The sequence below is a fragment of the Gordonia insulae genome, from assembly GCF_003855095.1.
Lineage (GTDB): Bacteria > Actinomycetota > Actinomycetes > Mycobacteriales > Mycobacteriaceae > Gordonia > Gordonia insulae.
On the sequence record NZ_CP033972.1, the window covers coordinates 2,243,387 to 2,262,368 of the forward strand.

Sequence of the window (18,982 nt, forward strand, 5' to 3'; positions counted from 1 at the left end):
TTTGTATGACACCTCCTGGCGAAAGCAGCCGCGCGACCTCGATACATCAATCAATCGGTGATGAACTCGGTTGCACCCGAACCCAGCAAGACGTCGAGCACAGCCCAGTTCACGAGGACAAGGTCGACGCATCCTTGTTGATCTCCACCTAGATCAATCCGATTGTCGAGTGACCGATCGGCGCTGGTGGCAGCAACCCGCCTATGCTTCGGAATCGAGCGATGCCCGAAGATCTATCTTCCTGATTTTGCCCGATGGCGTCCTCGGAAAGCTCGAGACCACCCGAAGCTCCTCTGGCCATTTAGGTTTCGCGAGTCCGACCGCACCGAGGTGTAACCTCACATCGGCAAGTGTGGGCTCGTTGTCCGGATTCTCAGGCGTGACGAAAGCGATCGACCGTTCACCTGTGCGAGCGTCCGGCACTCCGACGATGGAGACATCGGCAACGCCGGGGCACGACAGCAGCGCGTTCTCGACCTCAGCCGGAGAGATGTTCACACCGTTACGAATGATCAGGTCCTTCGCGCGCCCTGTGACCGAAAGGTGCCCGGCTGAGTCCATGACGCCGAGGTCGCCGGTGGCGAACCAACCGACGTTGTCGAACGACTCCGCCGTGAGTGACGGATCTGTGTAGCCGGCACAAAGATCGGGACCGCGGCTGTGGATGTGCCCCTCGATCCCGGACGGCGCTATCGTGCCGTCCGGCAGTCGAACTTCGACTTCGACGCCTGGCAAGGGCTGTCCGTCCGTGGTGAGCAACGCGACACTGTCGTCGCCTATCAACCCGGCACTGATCGTGGGATGCTCCGTCAGGCCGTATGAGCGCAGAACCGTCACACCGCGATCCTCCGCCCGTCGTACCAGATCCTCGGGAACCGTTGAACCGCCGAGGATCACATATCCCATCCGCCGCGCTATCCGGTCTGTGAACCCAGGGTGGTCGATCAGGGCAGACAGGAACACCGATGCACCTCCGCCGGGAGCCAGGTCGTTTTTCCCGCAGATTGACAGGATGAAGTCGACATCGAATGAATCCACCACATTGATGGGTTCGCCCCGATACAGGGGCGCCAACAGGCCGAGGGTCATACCGGCGGCATGTGCTATCGGTGAGGCGGTGATCTGAGGCGTGGCATTCGCTGGGATCATGAGTGCCAGATGGTTTCGCACCTCAGCGACGATCGTACGATGCGTGTGGACAACACCCTTGGACTGACCCGATGTCCCTGAGGTGTACGCGAGCAACACCGGGTCGTCGGCAGATGTCGTCACTGCGGACTCGATGGGTCCGCCTGCGATGAGGTCGTCGAAGTCGAGTGCGCCGTCAACACCCGAGGTTCCGCACACCACCACCTCCTGCAGCATCGGCATGGCAGCACATGCGCCGACCGGAACATCGAGATTGCCGCCTTCGTCGAACGCCCCATGCTGGACGATCAGAACAGTCGCACCGGAACCGTTCACGATCTCGGTGAGCTCCTTGCGGCCGTAGTAGCCGGCAATCGGCACCAGCACCATGCCGGCAAGGCTACAACCGATGAAGGTGACCGCAGCTTCCAGGCAGTTCGGTAACTGAAACGCGACCCTCGTCCCCGGCCGCACGCCCCGTGCGACGAGTCCCTGTGCGAATCGTCTCGCGAGCGACTCCAGTTCGATGAAAGTCAGGGACGCCGGATCAGTTTTCGACCAGACTCGGAAGGTCTGATCGGGACTGTCGGTCAGTCCTGCCAACAACAGTGACCCGAGAGTCGTATCACTCCACAACCCTGTGTCCAGATAGTGTTGCCGCAATCGATCGGGAACAGCTCGGACATTCATCGCTGCCTCAGAACTCCATCACAGGCGCTCGTAAATGGTTGCGTTCGCAGTTCCGCCACCCTCACACATCGTCTGCAGGCCATATCTCCCGCCGGTATGGCGGAGGTGATAGATCAACGTCGTCGCGATTCGTGCGCCAGACGCGCCAAGCGGATGACCGAGGGCAATTGCACCGCCCAGTGGATTCAGGCGATCGAGCGCAGCACCAGTTTCGGCATGCCACGCCAACGGCACCGGCGCAAAGGCCTCGTTGACCTCAAAAGCGTCGATGTCATCGATGGACAAGCCAGATCTCTTCAGCGCGAGCGCTGTCGCGGGGATCGGTCCGGTCAGCATCTTGACGGGATCATCCCCGGTGACCACTGCGGTATGAATCCGCGCCAACGGCACCAGACCGTGTTTCTCTGCGAACTCTGTCGACGTCACCATGACTCCGGCAGCCCCGTCGGAGATCTGAGATGCGTTCCCCGCAGTGATCGTTCCGCCTTCGAGGAAGGGGGTCTTGAGACGGGCCAGCTTGTCGATCGTCGAACCTCGCCGTATACCTTCGTCACGGGCGAGGGACCCTGCGGATGTGTCCACCGCGACGAGCTCGTCGTCGAACGCACCCCCATCTTGAGCCTGGGTCGCCAGCTCATGCGAACGCAGCGCGTACTCGTCCAAATCGGTCCGGCTCAGGCCCCACAGCTCTGCGATGAGTTCGGCGCCGGCTCCCTGATTGAAATGACCCCGGAATCCAGGCTGGGTCAATGCTCCTGCGTACCTATCGACCGCAGAACCACCCATCGCGCCCGTACCCTCGACCACGGCAGCAGTCATGGGTACCCCCGACATCATCTCAACGCCGCCAGCAACGACCAGGTCCGATTGCCCCGAGATCACGGCGGCTGCTGCCGTCGAGATGGCCTGCTGGGACGACCCACACTGTCGATCGATGGTGAAGCCGGGGACGTGTTCGGGCCAACCAGCCGCGAGAACCGCCATCCGGGCGACATTCCCGGACTGCTGCCCGATACTGATGACATTTCCCCAGTGCACATCATCGATCAGGCCCGGGTCTACGCCCGTCCTGGCGACGAGCTCATTGAGAACCAGTGCGGAAAGGTCAACCGCGTGCACATTGGCCAGGCTTCCGTTGCGCGCTCCCACCGGTGTACGAACTGCTTCAACAACTACTGCGTCACGCATGGTGTCTACCCTCTCTCTTGCAATTGGTGGAATAGTCGCTATTTGGGGCCGAAGCGCTGTGCGCCATCGATACGGACCACTTCGCCGTTCATATACTTGTTACCCAGTAAGAAGAGCGCGAGATCCGCGTACTCGTCGGGATCTCCCAGCCTTTTCGGAAACGGCACAGTGGAAGCAAAGTGCTTGAGCGCATCGTCACCGACAGACTCCATGGTGGGGGTACGCATTGTCCCCGGAGCGATCGAATTGACCCGAACACCAATCGAACTCAAGTCACGAGCGCCCGCCAGGGTCAGACCGACGATCCCGGCCTTCGCCGCGGCGTACGGCGCCTGGCCGATCTGACCCTCGTAGGCGGCAATCGATGCCGTGCACACGATTGAACCACGTTCGCCGTGTTCGTCAGGGTCGAGTGTGGCCATGTGGGCTGCAGCCAACCGCAACACGTTGTAGGTGCCACCCAGGTAGATGTCGATGGTCTTGGAAAAGTTCTCCAGCGGCGCCGCGGCGCCATCACGGCTCACTATCCGCTCCGCGACCCCGAAACCGCCATGGGAAATCACCACGTGCCGGAGTTCGCCGAAATCGGCCGCGGCGGCAATACATGCCTCCACACTCGTGGAGTCTGTGACATCGGTCCGGACATAGCGAACCCTGGCACCCAGCTCATCTGAGAGCTGTGACGCGCGTTCATCGGCCAGATCCGCTACGACAACGAAATTCCCGGACGCATGCAGACGCCGACTCACCGCTTCGCCGAGCCCACCGGCACCCCCGGTAACGATGGCGACGCTATCTGAAGTAATCACTCTGTCCTACTTTCGATTTCAGTAATCAACGGCCCTGCCACACGGGCTGGCGCTTTTCAGCAAACGCGCGCGCGCCTTCCCCGGCGTCGTCCGACGCGAACACCGGCAACAAGATCTCGAGCTGTTTTGCGAATGCCTCGTGCGGCGACCACGCCTGCGCCCCGACGATGATCTCTTTTGTTGCCGCCACTGCCAGCGGACCGTTGGCAGCAATCTGGCCCGCCAGCTGCAACGCCATCGACAGCGCTTCGCCTGGTCGGGCGAGTCGATTGACCAGGCCGAACCGCAATGCGGCGTCCGCGGACATCGGTTCTCCCGTCAGGGCGTACTCCATAGCGACCTGATACGGAATCCGCCCCGGCAGACGCAACAGCCCGCCCCCGCCGGCGACGAGTCCACGCTTGACCTCCGGCAATCCGAACTGCGAGTCCCCAGCCGCAACGATCATGTCGCAAGCCAAGGCGAGTTCAGTTCCCCCTGCCAGGGCGTAACCCTCGACTGCCGCAATCAACGGCTTCCTGGGCGGCCGCTCGGTGAAGCCCAGTCCGCGGCCTGGCACCGCGATCGTCTCACCTCTGGCAAATGCCTTGAGATCCATACCTGCCGAGAACATACCGGCCGCACCGGTAACGATCCCGACCGAGACGTCGTCGCTGTCGTCGAGTTCGTCCATCGCTCGCGCGAGCGCAACGCTGGTCGCAGCGTCGATCGCGTTGCGCGCCTCCGGGCGCTGGATGGTGATCACCATCGTCGCGCCACGACGCTCACACAGCACTTCCTCTGCCATCTGCCACCAACCTTCACCTGCTGACCCGGAGACACCCATCTGCTATACATGTATAGTACACTTCGGTTGCCGTTGCAAAGAGGCTTGGCACCATATCGAATCGAGGAACATTGCGGCGTCACATCTTCGAACCCGAACACGATCAATTCCGCGCATCTGCCCGGACATTCTTTGAGCGTGAATGCGTTCCCCATGCCAAGAAGTGGGAGCAGAATGGGAAAGTCGACCGCGGCGCTTGGATAAAAGCCGGAAGTCAAGGGCTTCTCGGATGGGAGATGCCCACAGAATACGGCGGCCTCGATATAAAGGACTTCCGCTTCAACGCGATCATCACCGAGGAGTTCCACAACTCAGGTGCCGTCGGCATCGGACTCGGCGTCCAGAACGATATAGTGGCCGGCTACTTTCGGAACTTGACCACCGCCGAGCAAAAGGCCCGGTGGATACCCAAATATATTCTGGGCGAGTATATTACAGCAATTGCGATGTCCGAGCCAGGAACAGGATCGGACCTGGCACACATTGCGACGACAGCAGTACTCGACGGTGACCACTACGTGTTGAACGGCTCCAAGACATTCATCAGCAACGGCGCTCTGGCAGATTTGATCATCGTCGCGTGCCGGACGGACACATCGGCAGAGAAGCCACACCGCGGGATTTCGTTGCTCGTTGTCGAAGACGGCATGGCAGGTTTCAGCCGCGGGCGCAATCTCGACAAGATCGGGCAGAAGTCAGCGGACACCTCCGAGCTGTTCTTCGACAACGTTCGCGTACCGCTGAACAATCTCCTGGGTGAGGAAAATCGCGGCTTCTACCATTTGATGGAGAATCTGCCGGCCGAAAGGCTGGGCATCGCCGTGCACGCGCGAGCCCAAGCTTCTCGCGCACTCGACCTCAGCCTCGAATACGCCAAGGAACGCAAGGCATTCGGACAACCGATCGGCTCCTTCCAAGTCAACCGCCATGCGCTGGCGGAGATGCGGACAAAAGTCGATGTCATGACGGTGTATATCGACCAGTGCATACTCGCGGTCAACGCCGGGGAACTGACCGCCGAGGAAGCCGCGGAAGCCAAGTGGTGGGCCACGGAAACCCAGTGGGAGGTCCTCGACCGATGCCTTCAGTTGCACGGGGGGTACGGCTACATCAATGAGTACGAGATCGCCAGATTGTGGCGCGATGCACGCGTTCAGCGCCTGTACGGCGGCACGAACGAAATCATGAAAGACCTCATCGGCCGCTCGATGGGATTCTGAGCAGACGTCTCGCGCGTTGGGTCGGCGGGCCAGATCGGCGTCGACCCCACGATGCGAATGTCCGATTCGGAGGCGAAAACAGTCTCGATCAAACTAGACTGTACACGTATACCTCGGTTGCTTTTTGTGCAGCTAGAGCCATTTTCTGAAAGGACTTGCGATGACCAACTCGATCCTGGAGGGCATCCGCATCATCGACCTCGCGTCGGGACTCGCGGGGCCTATGGCCACCCGCCTCCTCGCCGAAGCCGGTGCGGACGTCATCAAAATCGAGCATCCGGAAGGCGACCCGATCCGGGAACACCACCCGGCAGCGTTCTCAAACTGGAATCGAAGTAAACGGAGCATCGTCCTCGACCTGAATACGCAGCAGGGCCGTGATCATCTCCTCGGCCTCCTCGCAGAAGCAGACATCCTCGTCCACGGATTCAGCCCAGCGCGGGCCGCAGCGCTAGGCCTCGACGATCAGACGCTTTCGCAGCACAATCAACACCTGATCGTGAGTGCGGTGACCGGGTATATGCGCACACACCCTGACGCCGAGAAGCCGGGTTACGAAGTACTCGTACAGGCTCAAACAGCGATGATGGACGAGCAGATGGGTCACGACGATGGCCCGACTCACTTGCGACTGCCGCTCGCGAGCTGGACCGCAGCTTATCTGGCGGCGTCCGGAATACTGGCGCGACTGATCCTTCGACAAAGAACAGGTAAGGCCGGACCTGCCCACACAAGCCTGCAGCAGGGCGCATACGCCGCAATGGGGTGCTTCTGGAACCGCGAAGAGCATCCGACCGAGTTCCTGATCGCCAAGATCCCACTCCCCAAACGTATGGCATTCCCGGCGATTACGCTCTTCAGATGTGCCGATGGCCGTTGGATACAAACACTCGGTGGTTTCATGGAGAACCCACTCGTCATCGAAACGATAGCGATGATGGGCGAAGAGTACGTATTCGTTCCGTTTCAGCAGATGCCTACGCCGGAGCAAAAGGATCTGTGGCAAAGGATGTTCGAGCAGCGAGACTCTGGCGAGTGGCTTCAAGCATTCTGGGACGGCGACGTACCGGCCGGCATGGTCTATAGCATCGGCGAGGTCCTCAAGGATCCACAAGTGATCGCCAACGGTCACGTCACGGAAGTCGATGACCCCGTGTGGGGGAAAGTACGCCAGAGCACCAACCCATTTCACCTGTCACCGGCAGGGATGGTTCAATCGGCGGCACCGACCCTGGGTCAACACCAGGGCGAATCATGGTCTGCCCGAAATGAACTCTCCGTATCACCGTCGGGTCCGTACCCCCGGCGCCCCCTTGAGGGGCTCAAAGTCCTCGATTTCGGAATGTTCCTGGCCGGCCCATTCGCTCCATCCCTCATGGCGGACATGGGAGCAGATGTCATCAAGGTCGAAGCAACAACCGGCGATCGGATGCGTATCTCGGAATTGATGTTCATCGGCTGTCAACGCGGAAAGCGTTCCTTGGCAATCGATCTCACCAAGGATGAGTCCCGCGACGTAATCGAACGCCTCGTCAAGTGGGCGGACGTCGTACATCACAACCTGCGCCGACCCGCAGCAGAGTCTCTCGGAATCGACGAGCCGACCTTGAGGAAGATCAAACCCGACCTCATCTACTGCCATGTGAGCTCGTACGGTTCGGAAGGCCCGAGAGCGGATTGGCCAGGATACGACCCCATTGCGCAGGCGTACTCAGGACACATGGACGCCGGAGCCGGAAAAGGCAATCCCCCGATGTGGATTCGCAGCGCACCCCTCGACTTCCAAACCGCCTTGTCGTCGCTTGTCGGAACACTCCTCGCTGTCTACCAGCGAGACAGGACCGGGAACGGAAACATGGTGACAGCCTCCTTGATGGGGATCGCCGCCACCCTGAACAGCGAAACCATGATACTTCCCGACGGCAGCTTTGCGCCGACACCCGAGCTCGACCACGATCAGAAGCTCGTCGGTGAGGGGTATGGCGTCTACCGGACCGGGGATGGATGGGTGGCAGTCGCGGCGGTCGGCAAAACCAAAGTCGGCCGGCTGCGGGAGGCGGTGGGAGCTACGAGTGAGACCACGCTGGCAGCAGCTTTCGCCGCATTGTCCGTCGACAAGGCACTCGCCTTACTCGGCGAAAGTGGCATACCGGCAGAATCTGTCCGTGTGGACTACCAGGACGAGTTCTTTGACGACCCGGATAATCAGAGAGTGAAGCTGGCAACTCACACCGAGCACAAGGTCTATGGGCGAGTCGACAACGCAGGAGCGTTCTGGGTCTTCGATGACCTCGACTTGACGCTGGATCGTCCTGTCCCCCTTCTCGGCGAACATTCGTCGGAAATACTGGCAGATCTCGGCTTCGAGGACGCCGCGATGTCGGCGATGACAGACAACGGAACCGTTGTGGTCACCGACGTTGCCTTCATTCCCCGATGACCGGCGACCACGACAGACAACAGGACAGTTGGAGCCATCTCGGACCAATGGCCAACCGCGGCGGTGCGGGCTACCCAGACCTGCTGACGCAGGTTCGTCGTCTTCAAGATGCGGTCGTGGGGGCCTCAGCCCCCAATGAGACGATTGTGGCTGTTGCCCGACATCTCTCCGAGATCGCAAGTGAGTTGGAACAATACGAGGTACCGGAAGCACAGGCGCCGGTCGGGACCCGGACCGACCTTCCTGGCCGAGGGCATCCGTTTCTGGTCCCCCACGTTGTGGACTCCTGGACCGACTCACGTGTCGAGGCCCATGTGACCTTCACACGCTTCTACCTTGGCGGCAACGGCGCTGCACACGGTGGCGCCCTACCCTTGTTATTCGATGAAGTCCTCGGGCGGCTCAGCAGTGGTGGCGGCCGAAAGGTCGCGCGCACTGCCTATCTCCACGTCAACTACCGCCACATCACCCCGATCGGTCGGCGACTGGAACTCGAGGCAACGTTCGATCGCGAGGAGGGGCGTAAGCGGTACATCTCTGCCCGCCTACGCGACGGGGATGTCGTAGTTGCTGATGCCGACGGTTTGTTCGTAGAACTTCGCCCCGGCCAGCCCTGATCAAGACTGCGCTCGAGACTGGTTCCGCGCAGCATCGACCGCATTTCGGTGCTCGGGTGAACTCATGCTCTCCAGCTCACCCGTGAAGGCGATGTCAAAGGCGTTGTCCAGGTGCATTTCGACGTATGAGTTCAAAGCCGACTTGGTGGACTGAAATGCAGCTTGGGGCACCGCTGCCAGCCGATGTGCCAAGGAAAGCGCCTCTCTCGCGAGATCTCCCGACGGCACGACCCGACTCGCAAGGCCCCATTGAACAGCATCAGCCGGCATGATCCGTTGCCCAAGGAAAAGATGCTCTCTTGCACGCGATAAGCTAGTCAGCAACGGCCAGACCAGCCCTCCATCACCAGGAACCAGTCCCATTCGTAGGTGCGGATCAGCGAGAAAACTCTGATCCGAGAGCAGGACCAGATCGGAGAGAACGGCAAGGCTGCACCCGAGGCCCACAGCGGGCCCGTTGACCGCGGCGATGACCGGTAGCTTGCAGCGCACGATCCCACCGACGATTGCGCGGGCTTCCTCGATCGTTTTCGCCCGCAGTTCCGGATCATCGAGATTCTCCTGCATGTATGCGAAATCCCCACCGGCGCTGAAGGCATCACCGGCACCGGTGATGATGACCGCGCGGGCATCCGCATCGTCGCCGATCTGTGCCCACACGCCCGCCAGCGCCTGGTGCAGCGCACGATTGACCCCGTTGAGGTCCTCGGGTCGATTGATGGTCAGAATCCGCACTGGACCATCACTCGTGACCTGCAATTCAGGGGGCAGGCTGTACGTAGACTTCTCGTTTGACATCGGAGTCATTCCTTACGCTCGGCTTCGCTGTGGGCACATGATCAGCGTCCCGGTCCGGGGATGCGCCACTGATCGGCGGGCTCATTCGTGAAGTGCTTCAAAATAATGCACACGTCACGTATCGTTCAATTGACCCTTTACATGTATAGCACTGGTGGTGTCGAGACGATGACAACGTGGCAAACCGTCGATCCGGAGACGGCGATCTCGGACGGGTACCGGCAGCAAGGGTGGTGGGACGGCAACACATTGCCGAGCCTGCTCGTTGATGCCTTGAGCCGGTCGGAGGCCCGCCTGTTCCGAGTCCACTCAAACGAACGCCCTTGGAATGGGACACTTCTCGACGTTGCACAGATGGCTCGACGCGTGGCGACAGGGTTGCGGCGTCGTGGCGTGCGGCCTGGGGATTCTGTTGCCTTCCAGCTACCGAACAGTGTCGAGGCCGCCGCCGTGTTCTACGGGCTCGTTCTCCTCGGTGCGGTCCTGGTGCCCGTGGCGAGTGCATCTGGCCTTCGTGAAGTCCGAATGGCCCTGCGGCAGTCCGGCGCACGAGTGGTCATAGTCGCGAATTGGCAGAAGGCCGCGTTCGACTTCGACAGTGTGCTCGACATGCGATCCGAGTATCCGGAACTCGAGCACGTGATCGCTGTCGGCGACCGGGCCACACCGACGGGCGTCCTCGACTTCCACGATCTGCTCGACACCGATCCGCTTTCGGAACCCGCCATCGTCGATCCCGCTGCGCCCGCCGTCATCGGCTGGACGTCCGGCACGACCGGTGTACCCAAAGGGGTTCTCCTCAGTCACCGAGCCCTCTGTGCCGACTCCCGACTGCACATGTCACCCTTGCTGGACCGACGCTCACACCCCCTGGTGAGTACTTCGCCGGTCAGCCACGTCACCGGCATGCTCATATCAGTTCTTGTCCCGCCCCTGCTGGGGCAAGACATTCACCTCTTGGACTACTGGGATCCCGGTCAGGTGCTCGCCCTCATGATCAGTGAGGACTTGTCGGCAGGTAGCGGTGCACCTCTGTTCCTGGCTTCCCTCCTCGATCATCCCGACTGCACCCCAGCCCACCATTCACTCATCGAGATGGCTCCCCTCGGGGGTGCCTCGGTGCCACCTGATTTGATCACGCGGGCAGATGATTTGGGAGTTCGAGCGTGGCGGGGATACGGATGCACCGAGCACCCGAGCATTTCCCTGGGTCGCCCCGATCAGCCCCTGCACATGCGTGCGAACACAGACGGGACCCTGTGCACCGGAGTAGAAGTTCGAATAGTCGACGACGCCGGCATAGATGTGACGACGGGGCATGCCGGTGAGATCCTCAGTCGGGGCCCCGACCTCTTTTCCGGTTACACCGATGCTTCTCTGAACGCCGAAGCGTTCGCCCACGGATGGTACCGAACCGGCGACATAGGTGCGATCGACGACGACGGCTGTCTTTCGGTACTGGACCGCAAGAAGGACATCATCATCAGGTCAGGATTGAACATCAGCGCTGCCGAAGTCGAGTCGGTACTCATCTCCATGCCACAGGTCTCTGATGTCGCGGTCGTCGCTGCCCCAGATCCGCGAACAGGTGAACACGCCTGTGCATTCATTCGCCCGGCACCGGGGTTCGACGCACCATCCGTTGCCGAGATCGCCGCGCACATGGCAGCTGCACAGATCTCCAAATACAAGTGGCCAGAAGAAGTACGGCATCACGCAGCGGACTTTCCGCGGACGCCTGCAGGTAAAGTCCGGAAATCCGATCTCCGGGCGAGTCTGCGAGTCCAGACTCCGCACTAGTGCGGGTCACATTCAGATCATTCCGACTCGGCCAAATCCTCACGGAGAACGCGTCGCAACAGTTTTCCTGACGCGGAGTACGGAAGCAAGTCGCGAAACTCGACGGTCTTGGGTACTTTGTACTTCGCAACCGAGTGAGCAAGTTCGCCGAGGATCTCAGAGGCGAGGTGATCATCGGGACGATGACCCGCAGCCGGCACCACCACCGCGTGCACTCGCTGCCCCCACTCCTCGTCGGGCAGACCCAGCACGGCGACGTCGTCCACAGCGGGATGGGTCCGCATCACGTCCTCGATCTCTGCGGGATAGATGTTCACCCCTCCGGAAAGGATCATGTCGGTGCGCCTGTCGACGAGATACAGCCATCCGCTGCCATCGATGTACGCCATGTCCCCAGTCGTGAAGTACTCTCCGCGCCGCGCTGACACGGTCTTTTCTGCATCGCCGAAGTATTCCGATGCCAGCCCCCCAGGATTCCGAATCCACAGCGTTCCGGTCACTCCTGCGCCGACGCCGTTGCCGTCCTCATCGAGGATCTGCATATCAGCGCCGTTGCCGTCAACACGTCCGACACTGCCCGGATGCTCGAGCCAGTCCTGGGGCGAGATGCTGGTGCCGAAACCTTCGGTCGACGCATAATATTCGTAGAGAACGGGGCCCAGCCACTCCATGATGTGCCGTTTGACAGTGACCGGGGTTGGTGCGCCCGAATGCGATACAACCTGCAGCGTGCTGGTATCGAACTGTGCCCGCTCATCGGCGGTGAGCTGCAACAGACGGTAGAAGTGGATAGGCGCCAGTTGAGCGGTGGTGACCCCATGACGCTGAACGAGCCTCAAGAACTCTCTGCTGTCCCACTTGTCCATGAGGACGAGACTGTGCCCGTGATGAAGCGCCTGTGTCCCCCAGCCGAGGGGCGCTCCATGGTATAGCGGTCCACTCACCAGACTGACCGCTGCGACGTCGTGCTGCATTCCACGCAGTGCCATCAACGGATCGAGCGCCCTGGCAGCTGACTCCGGATCCACCTCCCGCGAGGGCCAACTGACGCCTTTGGGCCTGCCAGTCGTGCCGGAGGTGTACATCATCACCGATCCGTGCACGCGGTCCAACGGTGGGTCCTCGCTGTACTGGTCGATGAGATCCGAGAACCTCCGACCGGAGGACGTGGACGGTCCCAGCAGGAGACACCGGTCAGACGGCAATGATGCTGTCGCCATCGCCAGTTGAGCGACCGACTCGTAGTTCGCGTGCACCAACAGCAGCCTGCTGTCACTATTCGTGACGATATATGCGATTTCGGGTGCGGTGAGGTGATAGTTCACTGGAACCACCTTGACGCCAACCTGTTCGGCACCCAGCAGGATTGCCAGGAAGTCCGCACAATTCGGCGACAACAGCGCAACGCGGTCACCGGCGACAATGTTTGCTGCGCGCAACGCGTGTGAGATTCGGTTGGCCAGTCGGTGTAGTTCGCCAAACGTGTGGGATGTCCCACCGGGTTCGACCACCGCGATGCGGTCGGGGTTGAGGTCCGCGTACTGGAAGAAGCTGTCGGGCCGAGCGACTGCAGGCACATCGTCCGCACGGACACCGCCGTCCTTATAGACCTGCACGAGCAACCCCTTCCACGATGCGTGGACAACTTCCACCTTCGCCACCGGACATTCCCGAAGTATCTCGCCGCAGAAAGCTGCCGGATTCGCAATGGTGAAACTTGTCCGCCCAGCGACGACGGTTGCCCACCCTCGTCGGCATCCACCACGCCGGGGCTTCGCTATGGCGTCGGCAGTGGCCAGTACCGCAACCAGAATCGGTGATCAAGCGCATGAGACCATACTAACAATGCCATCTATACATGTATAGTAGGCAAGAGCACTCCACCTCAGAGTCGTCACGCAACGGAACCGGAAGAGCCGGCGCGGCTCGGCTACGAAGGCGGATAATGATCCAACAGACCGGCGAGCGCATGATCGAAACTCTTGCGAGAACGGAGTTGCATCAGATACGCCGACATATCGGCATCCGGGTGGGAGGTCGGCGCGGTTTGAAAGTTGGCACTCTCGTGTACCAAAAGGTGACCGAGTACGAGTTGTTGCACGCCCGCGTACGCCTCTTGCGCACGATCGCGGTCCAGCCCCGCTCGTTCGAACTGTCGAATGCTGAAGAACAACAGACGTCGGGCGTTGGGGAGCAACTTGCTTGTCAAGACCACCGAGCTCAATCCAGGAAGGCTCAGCAAAGAGTCAATCGAGGCGTTCACGGTGTACGTGAACAGGTCCCGCCATTCACCAGACTCGGGATCAGGAAGGTCGATTTGACCGAGCAGCTCATCACCGACAAGTCGGAGGAGTTCATCCTTGTCCTCTACATGATGGTAGAGCGCCATTGCCGACACCCCCAGCTGAGCTGCTACAGCGCGCATCGTGAGCTTCTCGATCCCGCGTTCCCGGATCATCTCGGTCGCGGTTGCCGCGATAGCGACACGCCCCAAGGGGCTGCGCTCGCGAACAGATTTCTTGGTGGCCACCCTCGCCTGCCTTTCGTGACACGAACTTCATCCAAGGTACGAACTTTACTCGTACAACTCGATTCTTCGTGCGTCGGCACCCCAAGCCAGTACGTGAAACATGTATCACAACACAAAGGAGCATCCATTGCAGCCTCAACGAGTCGACCATCGACGACTCAACATCTTGCTAGACCGCATCCGACTTGAGATTGACAACGGCACACTGCCATCGGCGCAGGTCTCAGTCTCGGTCAACGACGAGGAATACGCTTTCGAAGCGTTTGGGCAAGCAACCACCGATACGCGGTACGTACTGCAGTCAGCCGGCAGGCCCGTTGTGGCCGGTGTGGTCTGGAAGCTGATTTCCGATGGACTGTTGGACATCTCGAGATCGGTCGCGTCGTACATTCCCGAATTCGGTAGTAATGGCAAAGACATCGTCACCGTTGAGCAGGTTCTCACCCACATGGGCGGATTCCCGCTGGCGCCTCTCGCATTTCCTCAGATGCTCGACCGCGACAAGCGCCTCGAGGCGTTCGCGAAGTGGCGCCTGACCTCGGCACCGGGTACCAAACTCGAGTTTCACTTGACCTCTGCCGCCTGGGTGATCGCCGAACTGTGCCAGCGTGTCACCGGCTCCCCGATCAGCGAGTACCTCCGCTCGACATTGACCGAGCCACTACACCTCGACAGCATCGAGATCGGACCACCACTCGCCGCCCAAGACAACGTGGCACCGTTCGTGCGGGTGGGCGCCGCCGACGACAACTCTGAGGTCTACCCGTGGGGGCCATGGTATCTCGCGAGACCAGAGATCCTCGCTGCCGGCGAACCAAGTCACTCGATGGTTGCAAACGCATCCGACCTTGCACGCTGGTACCAGGCCTTGATGCACTCACCGCTCTGGCGACGCGATGTCGTCGAAGACGCGTTGCGCATTCGGGTCAGATTGCCGATCGAAGGTGAACGCGGCGGCACCGCCAGCGTACCTGGCAATATTGCACTTTTCGTGGCAGTAGTCGGCGACGACGGCCTGTCGCGTGCGTTCCTGCCGACAGCGACGGGTCCGACGACCTTCGGCCACGGCGGTGCACCGTGCCAGATCGCCTTCGGCGACCCCAGCACCGGATTGTCGTTCGCATTTCTGACCAACGGATACCCGCCATCCGGCTACGATCAGTCCCGCGCCGGACTGAACCGGATCATCAACATCGCCAATCTTGCGGCAGACTGTCTCGCCTGACAATCGGTGACGATCAACGGGGTGGCGGCAGCTGCTCGCGCCGCCACCCCAACCTCCGATCAGATTCCCAAACGCTCCAGGAGCCGCTCGTGCGAGAGCGCGGGCCCTCCCAGCAGCATCTCTGAGGCTTTCGCGCGGCGGAAATAGAGGTGCGCCGGGTGATCCCAGGTAAATCCGATGCCACCGTGAACCTGAATTGTCTCCTTGGCGACGAACATTGCCGCAGCTGACGCCGTGATGTGCGCCGCTGCCGCAGTCACTGCCGACTCGGCAGTGTTCTGTTCCGACGCTCTGACAGCAACGGTAGTTGCAGCCCTGGCCATTTCGAGCTGCGCAAGCATCTCGGCACAGATGTGTTTCACTGCTTGAAAGGTACCGACCGGGCGGCCGAACTGGACCCTCGTCTTGGCGTACATCGTGCTCATCTCCAGACACCGCTGAGCGAGGCCCACCTGTTCGGATGCAAGCGCAAGTCCGGCAACGTCGAGCACTCGGGACAGGAGCCTTCCGCCCCCACCTTGCCTGCCGATCAGAACGGCCGGGGTGGCGTCGAGATCGACTGTCGCCAGTGGTCGAGTTCCGTCCAGCACTCGCATCGCCTCCACCTGAACGCTTTTGTCGCTGCGCTCGACCGCGAACAGCGTCGGTCCCGCTGTGGTGCGCGCAAAAACGAAGATCACGTCCGCGGTCTCCGCGTTGGGAACCCAGAACTTCTTACCCGTCAGCTCCCAGGTTTGGTCGGCCTTCAGTTCGGCCCGTGTTCGGATGACAGCGGCGTCCCACGAACCATCGCGCTCCGCCGCAGCGACCGTCGCGAGCTTCGATCCGTCGGTCAACGCGGGGAGGTACCGAGCACAGGCAGCATCGTCACCCGAATCCAGCAGGGTCTGCGCCGCAACGAATGCGGCGAAGTATGGTGTCGGCGCCAGTGTCCTGCCCATCTCCTCGAATACGACCGCCACTTCGCGCAATCCGTAGCCTTCACCGCCGAAGCGTTCGGGAATTGCCAGGCCCTGGAGCCCGAGACCGGAGCTCATCTCCATCCAGATCTCGGCATCAAAGGCTGTCGTTGTCTCGATCAGCTCACGAACCCTCGATTCGGGGAGCCTGGTCTCAAGAAACTTGCGGACGCTGGCTCGGAGTTCGGCCAGTTCTTGCAGTGTGGTAACAGTCATCGTGCTTCTCCCCCTGTCGTGGCGTGGCGCTGAGGCCGGAAAGGCGACTTCGAGTCGATTCCAGGGTCTTTCGGCAATCCCAGAACTTGCTCCGCGAGTATGTTCTTCATGATCTCTTCTGTCCCACCAAGAATTCGCAGCGCCGGGGATGCCAAGAGGAACTCTGACCACGAGTACGTGCCCCAATCGCCGTTGTCGGCTATGATTCGGGGTCCCAGTACGTCTGAAGCAAAATGCGCACTGCGAGTGAGGTTTCTGCCGTGCATGAGCTTGGCGATCGAGCGTTCCGGACCGGCTGCCTGGCCGGTTTCCATTGCCTGGGCCGCCATCTCGTTCAGACCGTCGACCGCCATTGCTTCTGCGATGAGCTGGCTCAGGTCTCGACGCAGCGCACGATCATCCCAGGTCCAGGTGGCTCGCATCAAAGCCGACAGATGCTTGGGCGTCAACGCACGGTCGATGTCCTCCGTGTCCGATCCCGCGACGACATCACGTTCCTTGGTCAGCGTGGTCAGGGCGACAGACCAACCGCCATTCACTTCGCCGAGGCGGTTACCGTCCGGCACCCGGACATCGGTCAGGAACACCTCGTTGAACTCCTCGCCACCGGTCATCTGGCGCAGTGGCCGCACCTCGACCCCGGGCGCCGTCATGTCGATGATGAAGGCTGTCATGCCACGGTGTTTCGGCAGCTCTGGATCTGTGCGACAGAGAATCTCGCCGATAGCGCTGTGCTGTGCAGCCGATGTCCAGACCTTCTGCCCATTCAGAATCCATTCATCGCCTTGCTGAACAGCCCTGGTCTCGACGGATGCCAGATCTGAACCCGCCCCCGGCTCGGAAAAGAGCTGACAGGCGATCTTGTCCCCGCTGTACATCGCCGGCAGCAGGCTCGCTCGCAGCTCATCATTGCCGTGTTCGAGAATGGTCGGTCCGATCATCCCCAGGCCTACCACCGAGAGCTGATTCGTATCTGGTACGTCGAAGTCGGCTTCGACTGAGTTGTAGATCATCTGATAGTTCACTGGCAGGTCGAGCCCACCGAACTCGGATGGACCAGTGATCCAGCCCCAACCGTTTTCGTATCGCGTTCTCTGCCATTTCTTTGCGGCGAGAACCGCATCTCGTTCTTGTTCCGCGGTGCCACTGGCGAAGTAGCTGACACTGTCTCTACCTTGGCCCCACTCCCTGGCCGAATCAGTCCGCGGCCGCGCGGTGGCCGACAAGAATCGTCGAGCCGATTGCTCAAAGGCGCTGGGATCTTCTGTGTCCGGTCGTAGACCGCCACCGTGTTCGGCCATAGCCATCCTCCTCAGGCAGTTCGTAATGATGCGGAGTACGGATTGTGATGCACACCATCCCCTACTATACATGTATAGTAGGGGATGCCGCCGCTGCGGCGTAGACGCGTGAACTGTGCGCGACCCCTAACCGCCACCGAGAAGAGGGACACATGACGAAGATTTGGGCCAACTCCGCCGATTCTCACGTGCTAGAGCCCGACGACCTCTGGACTCAGCGCCTGCCACAACGACTGGCCGACCGAGCGCCCCGCGCCGAACGCGGCGAAAAATTTGAGGTGCTGTACATCGACGGCAAACAGATCAACCGACAGTTGAACGATTTCATGGACGCAATCCGCCCCCCGGGCGCTCGCGATCTCGACATTCGACTGAAAGACCTTGACCAAGAGGGCGTGTGGGCACAGCTTGCCTTTCCTTCCATGGGCTTTTGGACCGTAGAGATCCAAGATCCCGAGCTCGCGCGCGAAGTCGTCCGCGCATGGAACGACTGGGCCTACGAGGAAGTTCTGCAGAAGAACGACCGCATCTTCACTCCCGCGATCGTTCCCATCGCGGATGTCTCTGACGCCGTCGCTGAGCTCGAGCGGGCAGTGGGAATGGGATTTCAGACGGTATTTCTGCCGTGCGGGACCAGGCCGGGTGAAGAGTGGGGCCTCGACAAATGGGAGCCGCTGTGGGCCGCCGCCGAGGAACACAACACGGTTTTGTCTTTCCACATCGGAACTGGCGGTGAGAACGTCGTGTACCGGGGCCCCGGTGGGGCTGTCGTGAACTACATGGAGACGACGTATCCAGGCATGAGGGTTGTGTCGCACATGGTTGCAGGTGGCGCCCTCGATCGGCATCCAGACCTCAAAATCCTCATCGCCGAGGGCGGCGCAGCATGGGTGCCCGCAATAGGCGACCGCATGGACGAGGCCTACCGTCAGCACGGGATGTTCGTGCGCCCAAAGCTTGATCGCCTACCCAGCGAGATCGTTCGCCATCAGGTGTATGCATCGTTCCAGCACGACATCAGCGGCGTTCAGATCATCGAGGGGACCAACTACCGCAACGTCTGCTGGGGTGATGACTATCCACACCTCGAGGGGACATACGGTCACACTCAGGAGACCCTGCGCACACTGTTTGACGGCGTCGATCCGGCAATCCAAGACAGGGTCTTACGCGGCACGTTCGCGGAACTGTTCCGCATCCCGGAACGAACCGCACAAGACGAGGCACGTTAGTAG

At 60.9% G+C, this 18,982-nt stretch carries 15 protein-coding genes; 6 read left to right on the top strand and 9 right to left on the bottom strand.

The features are described from left to right. Positions 1-201: 201 nt before the first annotated feature. Genes D7316_RS10125 through D7316_RS10140 form a run of 4 tightly spaced genes read right to left on the bottom strand, consistent with a single transcriptional unit; the run spans position 202 to position 4,602 of the window. Complete coding sequence (locus D7316_RS10125; protein ID WP_124708165.1) at positions 202-1,818, bottom strand: AMP-binding protein; 1,617 nt, start codon at positions 1,816-1,818, stop codon at positions 202-204. An 18-nt stretch (positions 1,819-1,836) separates the two neighbouring features. Next, positions 1,837-3,006 carry a thiolase family protein gene (locus D7316_RS10130; RefSeq protein ID WP_124708166.1) on the bottom strand — a complete coding sequence of 390 codons (1,170 nt, stop codon included), beginning with the start codon at positions 3,004-3,006 and terminating at the stop codon, positions 1,837-1,839. 38 nt (positions 3,007-3,044) lie between these two features. Beyond that, positions 3,045-3,815 (bottom strand): SDR family oxidoreductase, encoded by a 771-nt coding sequence (locus D7316_RS10135; protein ID WP_124708167.1) that lies wholly within the window; start codon positions 3,813-3,815, stop codon positions 3,045-3,047. A gap of 25 nt (positions 3,816-3,840) precedes the next feature. Next, complete coding sequence (locus tag D7316_RS10140; protein ID WP_124708168.1) at positions 3,841-4,602, bottom strand: crotonase/enoyl-CoA hydratase family protein; 762 nt, start codon at positions 4,600-4,602, stop codon at positions 3,841-3,843. A gap of 110 nt (positions 4,603-4,712) precedes the next feature. Here D7316_RS10140 and D7316_RS10145 point away from each other — a divergent pair, with 110 nt between their 5' ends. The 3 genes from D7316_RS10145 (at position 4,713) to D7316_RS10155 (ending at position 8,918) form a co-directional block, all read left to right on the top strand. Next, complete coding sequence (locus D7316_RS10145; protein ID WP_124708169.1) at positions 4,713-5,861, top strand: acyl-CoA dehydrogenase family protein; 1,149 nt, start codon at positions 4,713-4,715, stop codon at positions 5,859-5,861. Positions 5,862-6,021: 160 nt separating this feature from the next. Further along, a complete protein-coding gene (locus D7316_RS10150) occupies positions 6,022-8,301 on the top strand; it encodes a CoA transferase (RefSeq protein WP_124708170.1) in 2,280 nt (759 codons plus the stop codon). Beyond that, the gene (locus D7316_RS10155) at positions 8,298-8,918 is read left to right on the top strand and encodes a hotdog domain-containing protein (protein WP_197718211.1); all 621 of its coding nucleotides are present in this window, start codon (positions 8,298-8,300) and stop codon (positions 8,916-8,918) included. The genes D7316_RS10150 and D7316_RS10155 overlap by 4 nt, the downstream gene beginning before the upstream one ends. Here D7316_RS10155 and D7316_RS10160 read toward each other — a convergent pair whose 3' ends face one another. After that, the gene (locus tag D7316_RS10160; protein WP_124708171.1) at positions 8,919-9,716 is read right to left on the bottom strand and encodes an enoyl-CoA hydratase/isomerase family protein; all 798 of its coding nucleotides are present in this window, start codon (positions 9,714-9,716) and stop codon (positions 8,919-8,921) included. A gap of 129 nt (positions 9,717-9,845) precedes the next feature. Here D7316_RS10160 and D7316_RS10165 point away from each other — a divergent pair, with 129 nt between their 5' ends. Further along, positions 9,846-11,516: an AMP-binding protein gene (locus D7316_RS10165; protein ID WP_232016853.1), complete on the top strand. Its 1,671-nt coding sequence runs from the start codon at positions 9,846-9,848 to the stop codon at positions 11,514-11,516. A gap of 17 nt (positions 11,517-11,533) precedes the next feature. Here D7316_RS10165 and D7316_RS10170 read toward each other — a convergent pair whose 3' ends face one another. After that, complete coding sequence (locus D7316_RS10170) at positions 11,534-13,177, bottom strand: AMP-binding protein (protein WP_124708172.1); 1,644 nt, start codon at positions 13,175-13,177, stop codon at positions 11,534-11,536. Positions 13,178-13,446: 269 nt separating this feature from the next. Next, positions 13,447-14,046 (bottom strand): TetR/AcrR family transcriptional regulator, encoded by a 600-nt coding sequence (locus D7316_RS10175; protein WP_124708173.1) that lies wholly within the window; start codon positions 14,044-14,046, stop codon positions 13,447-13,449. Between the two features lie 100 nt (positions 14,047-14,146). Here D7316_RS10175 and D7316_RS10180 point away from each other — a divergent pair, with 100 nt between their 5' ends. Further along, on the top strand, positions 14,147-15,271 hold the full coding sequence (locus D7316_RS10180) for a serine hydrolase domain-containing protein (RefSeq protein WP_124708174.1): 1,125 nt from the start codon (positions 14,147-14,149) through the stop codon (positions 15,269-15,271). Between the two features lie 59 nt (positions 15,272-15,330). Here D7316_RS10180 and D7316_RS10185 read toward each other — a convergent pair whose 3' ends face one another. Beyond that, the gene (locus D7316_RS10185) at positions 15,331-16,446 is read right to left on the bottom strand and encodes an acyl-CoA dehydrogenase family protein (protein WP_124708175.1); all 1,116 of its coding nucleotides are present in this window, start codon (positions 16,444-16,446) and stop codon (positions 15,331-15,333) included. Beyond that, the gene (locus D7316_RS10190) at positions 16,443-17,747 is read right to left on the bottom strand and encodes an acyl-CoA dehydrogenase family protein (protein ID WP_124708176.1); all 1,305 of its coding nucleotides are present in this window, start codon (positions 17,745-17,747) and stop codon (positions 16,443-16,445) included. Before D7316_RS10190 ends, D7316_RS10185 begins: the two co-directional genes overlap by 4 nt. Before the next feature lie 152 nt (positions 17,748-17,899). Here D7316_RS10190 and D7316_RS10195 point away from each other — a divergent pair, with 152 nt between their 5' ends. Next, a complete protein-coding gene (locus D7316_RS10195) occupies positions 17,900-18,979 on the top strand; it encodes an amidohydrolase family protein (RefSeq protein ID WP_124708177.1) in 1,080 nt (359 codons plus the stop codon). The last annotated feature ends 3 nt before the right edge of the window (positions 18,980-18,982 follow it).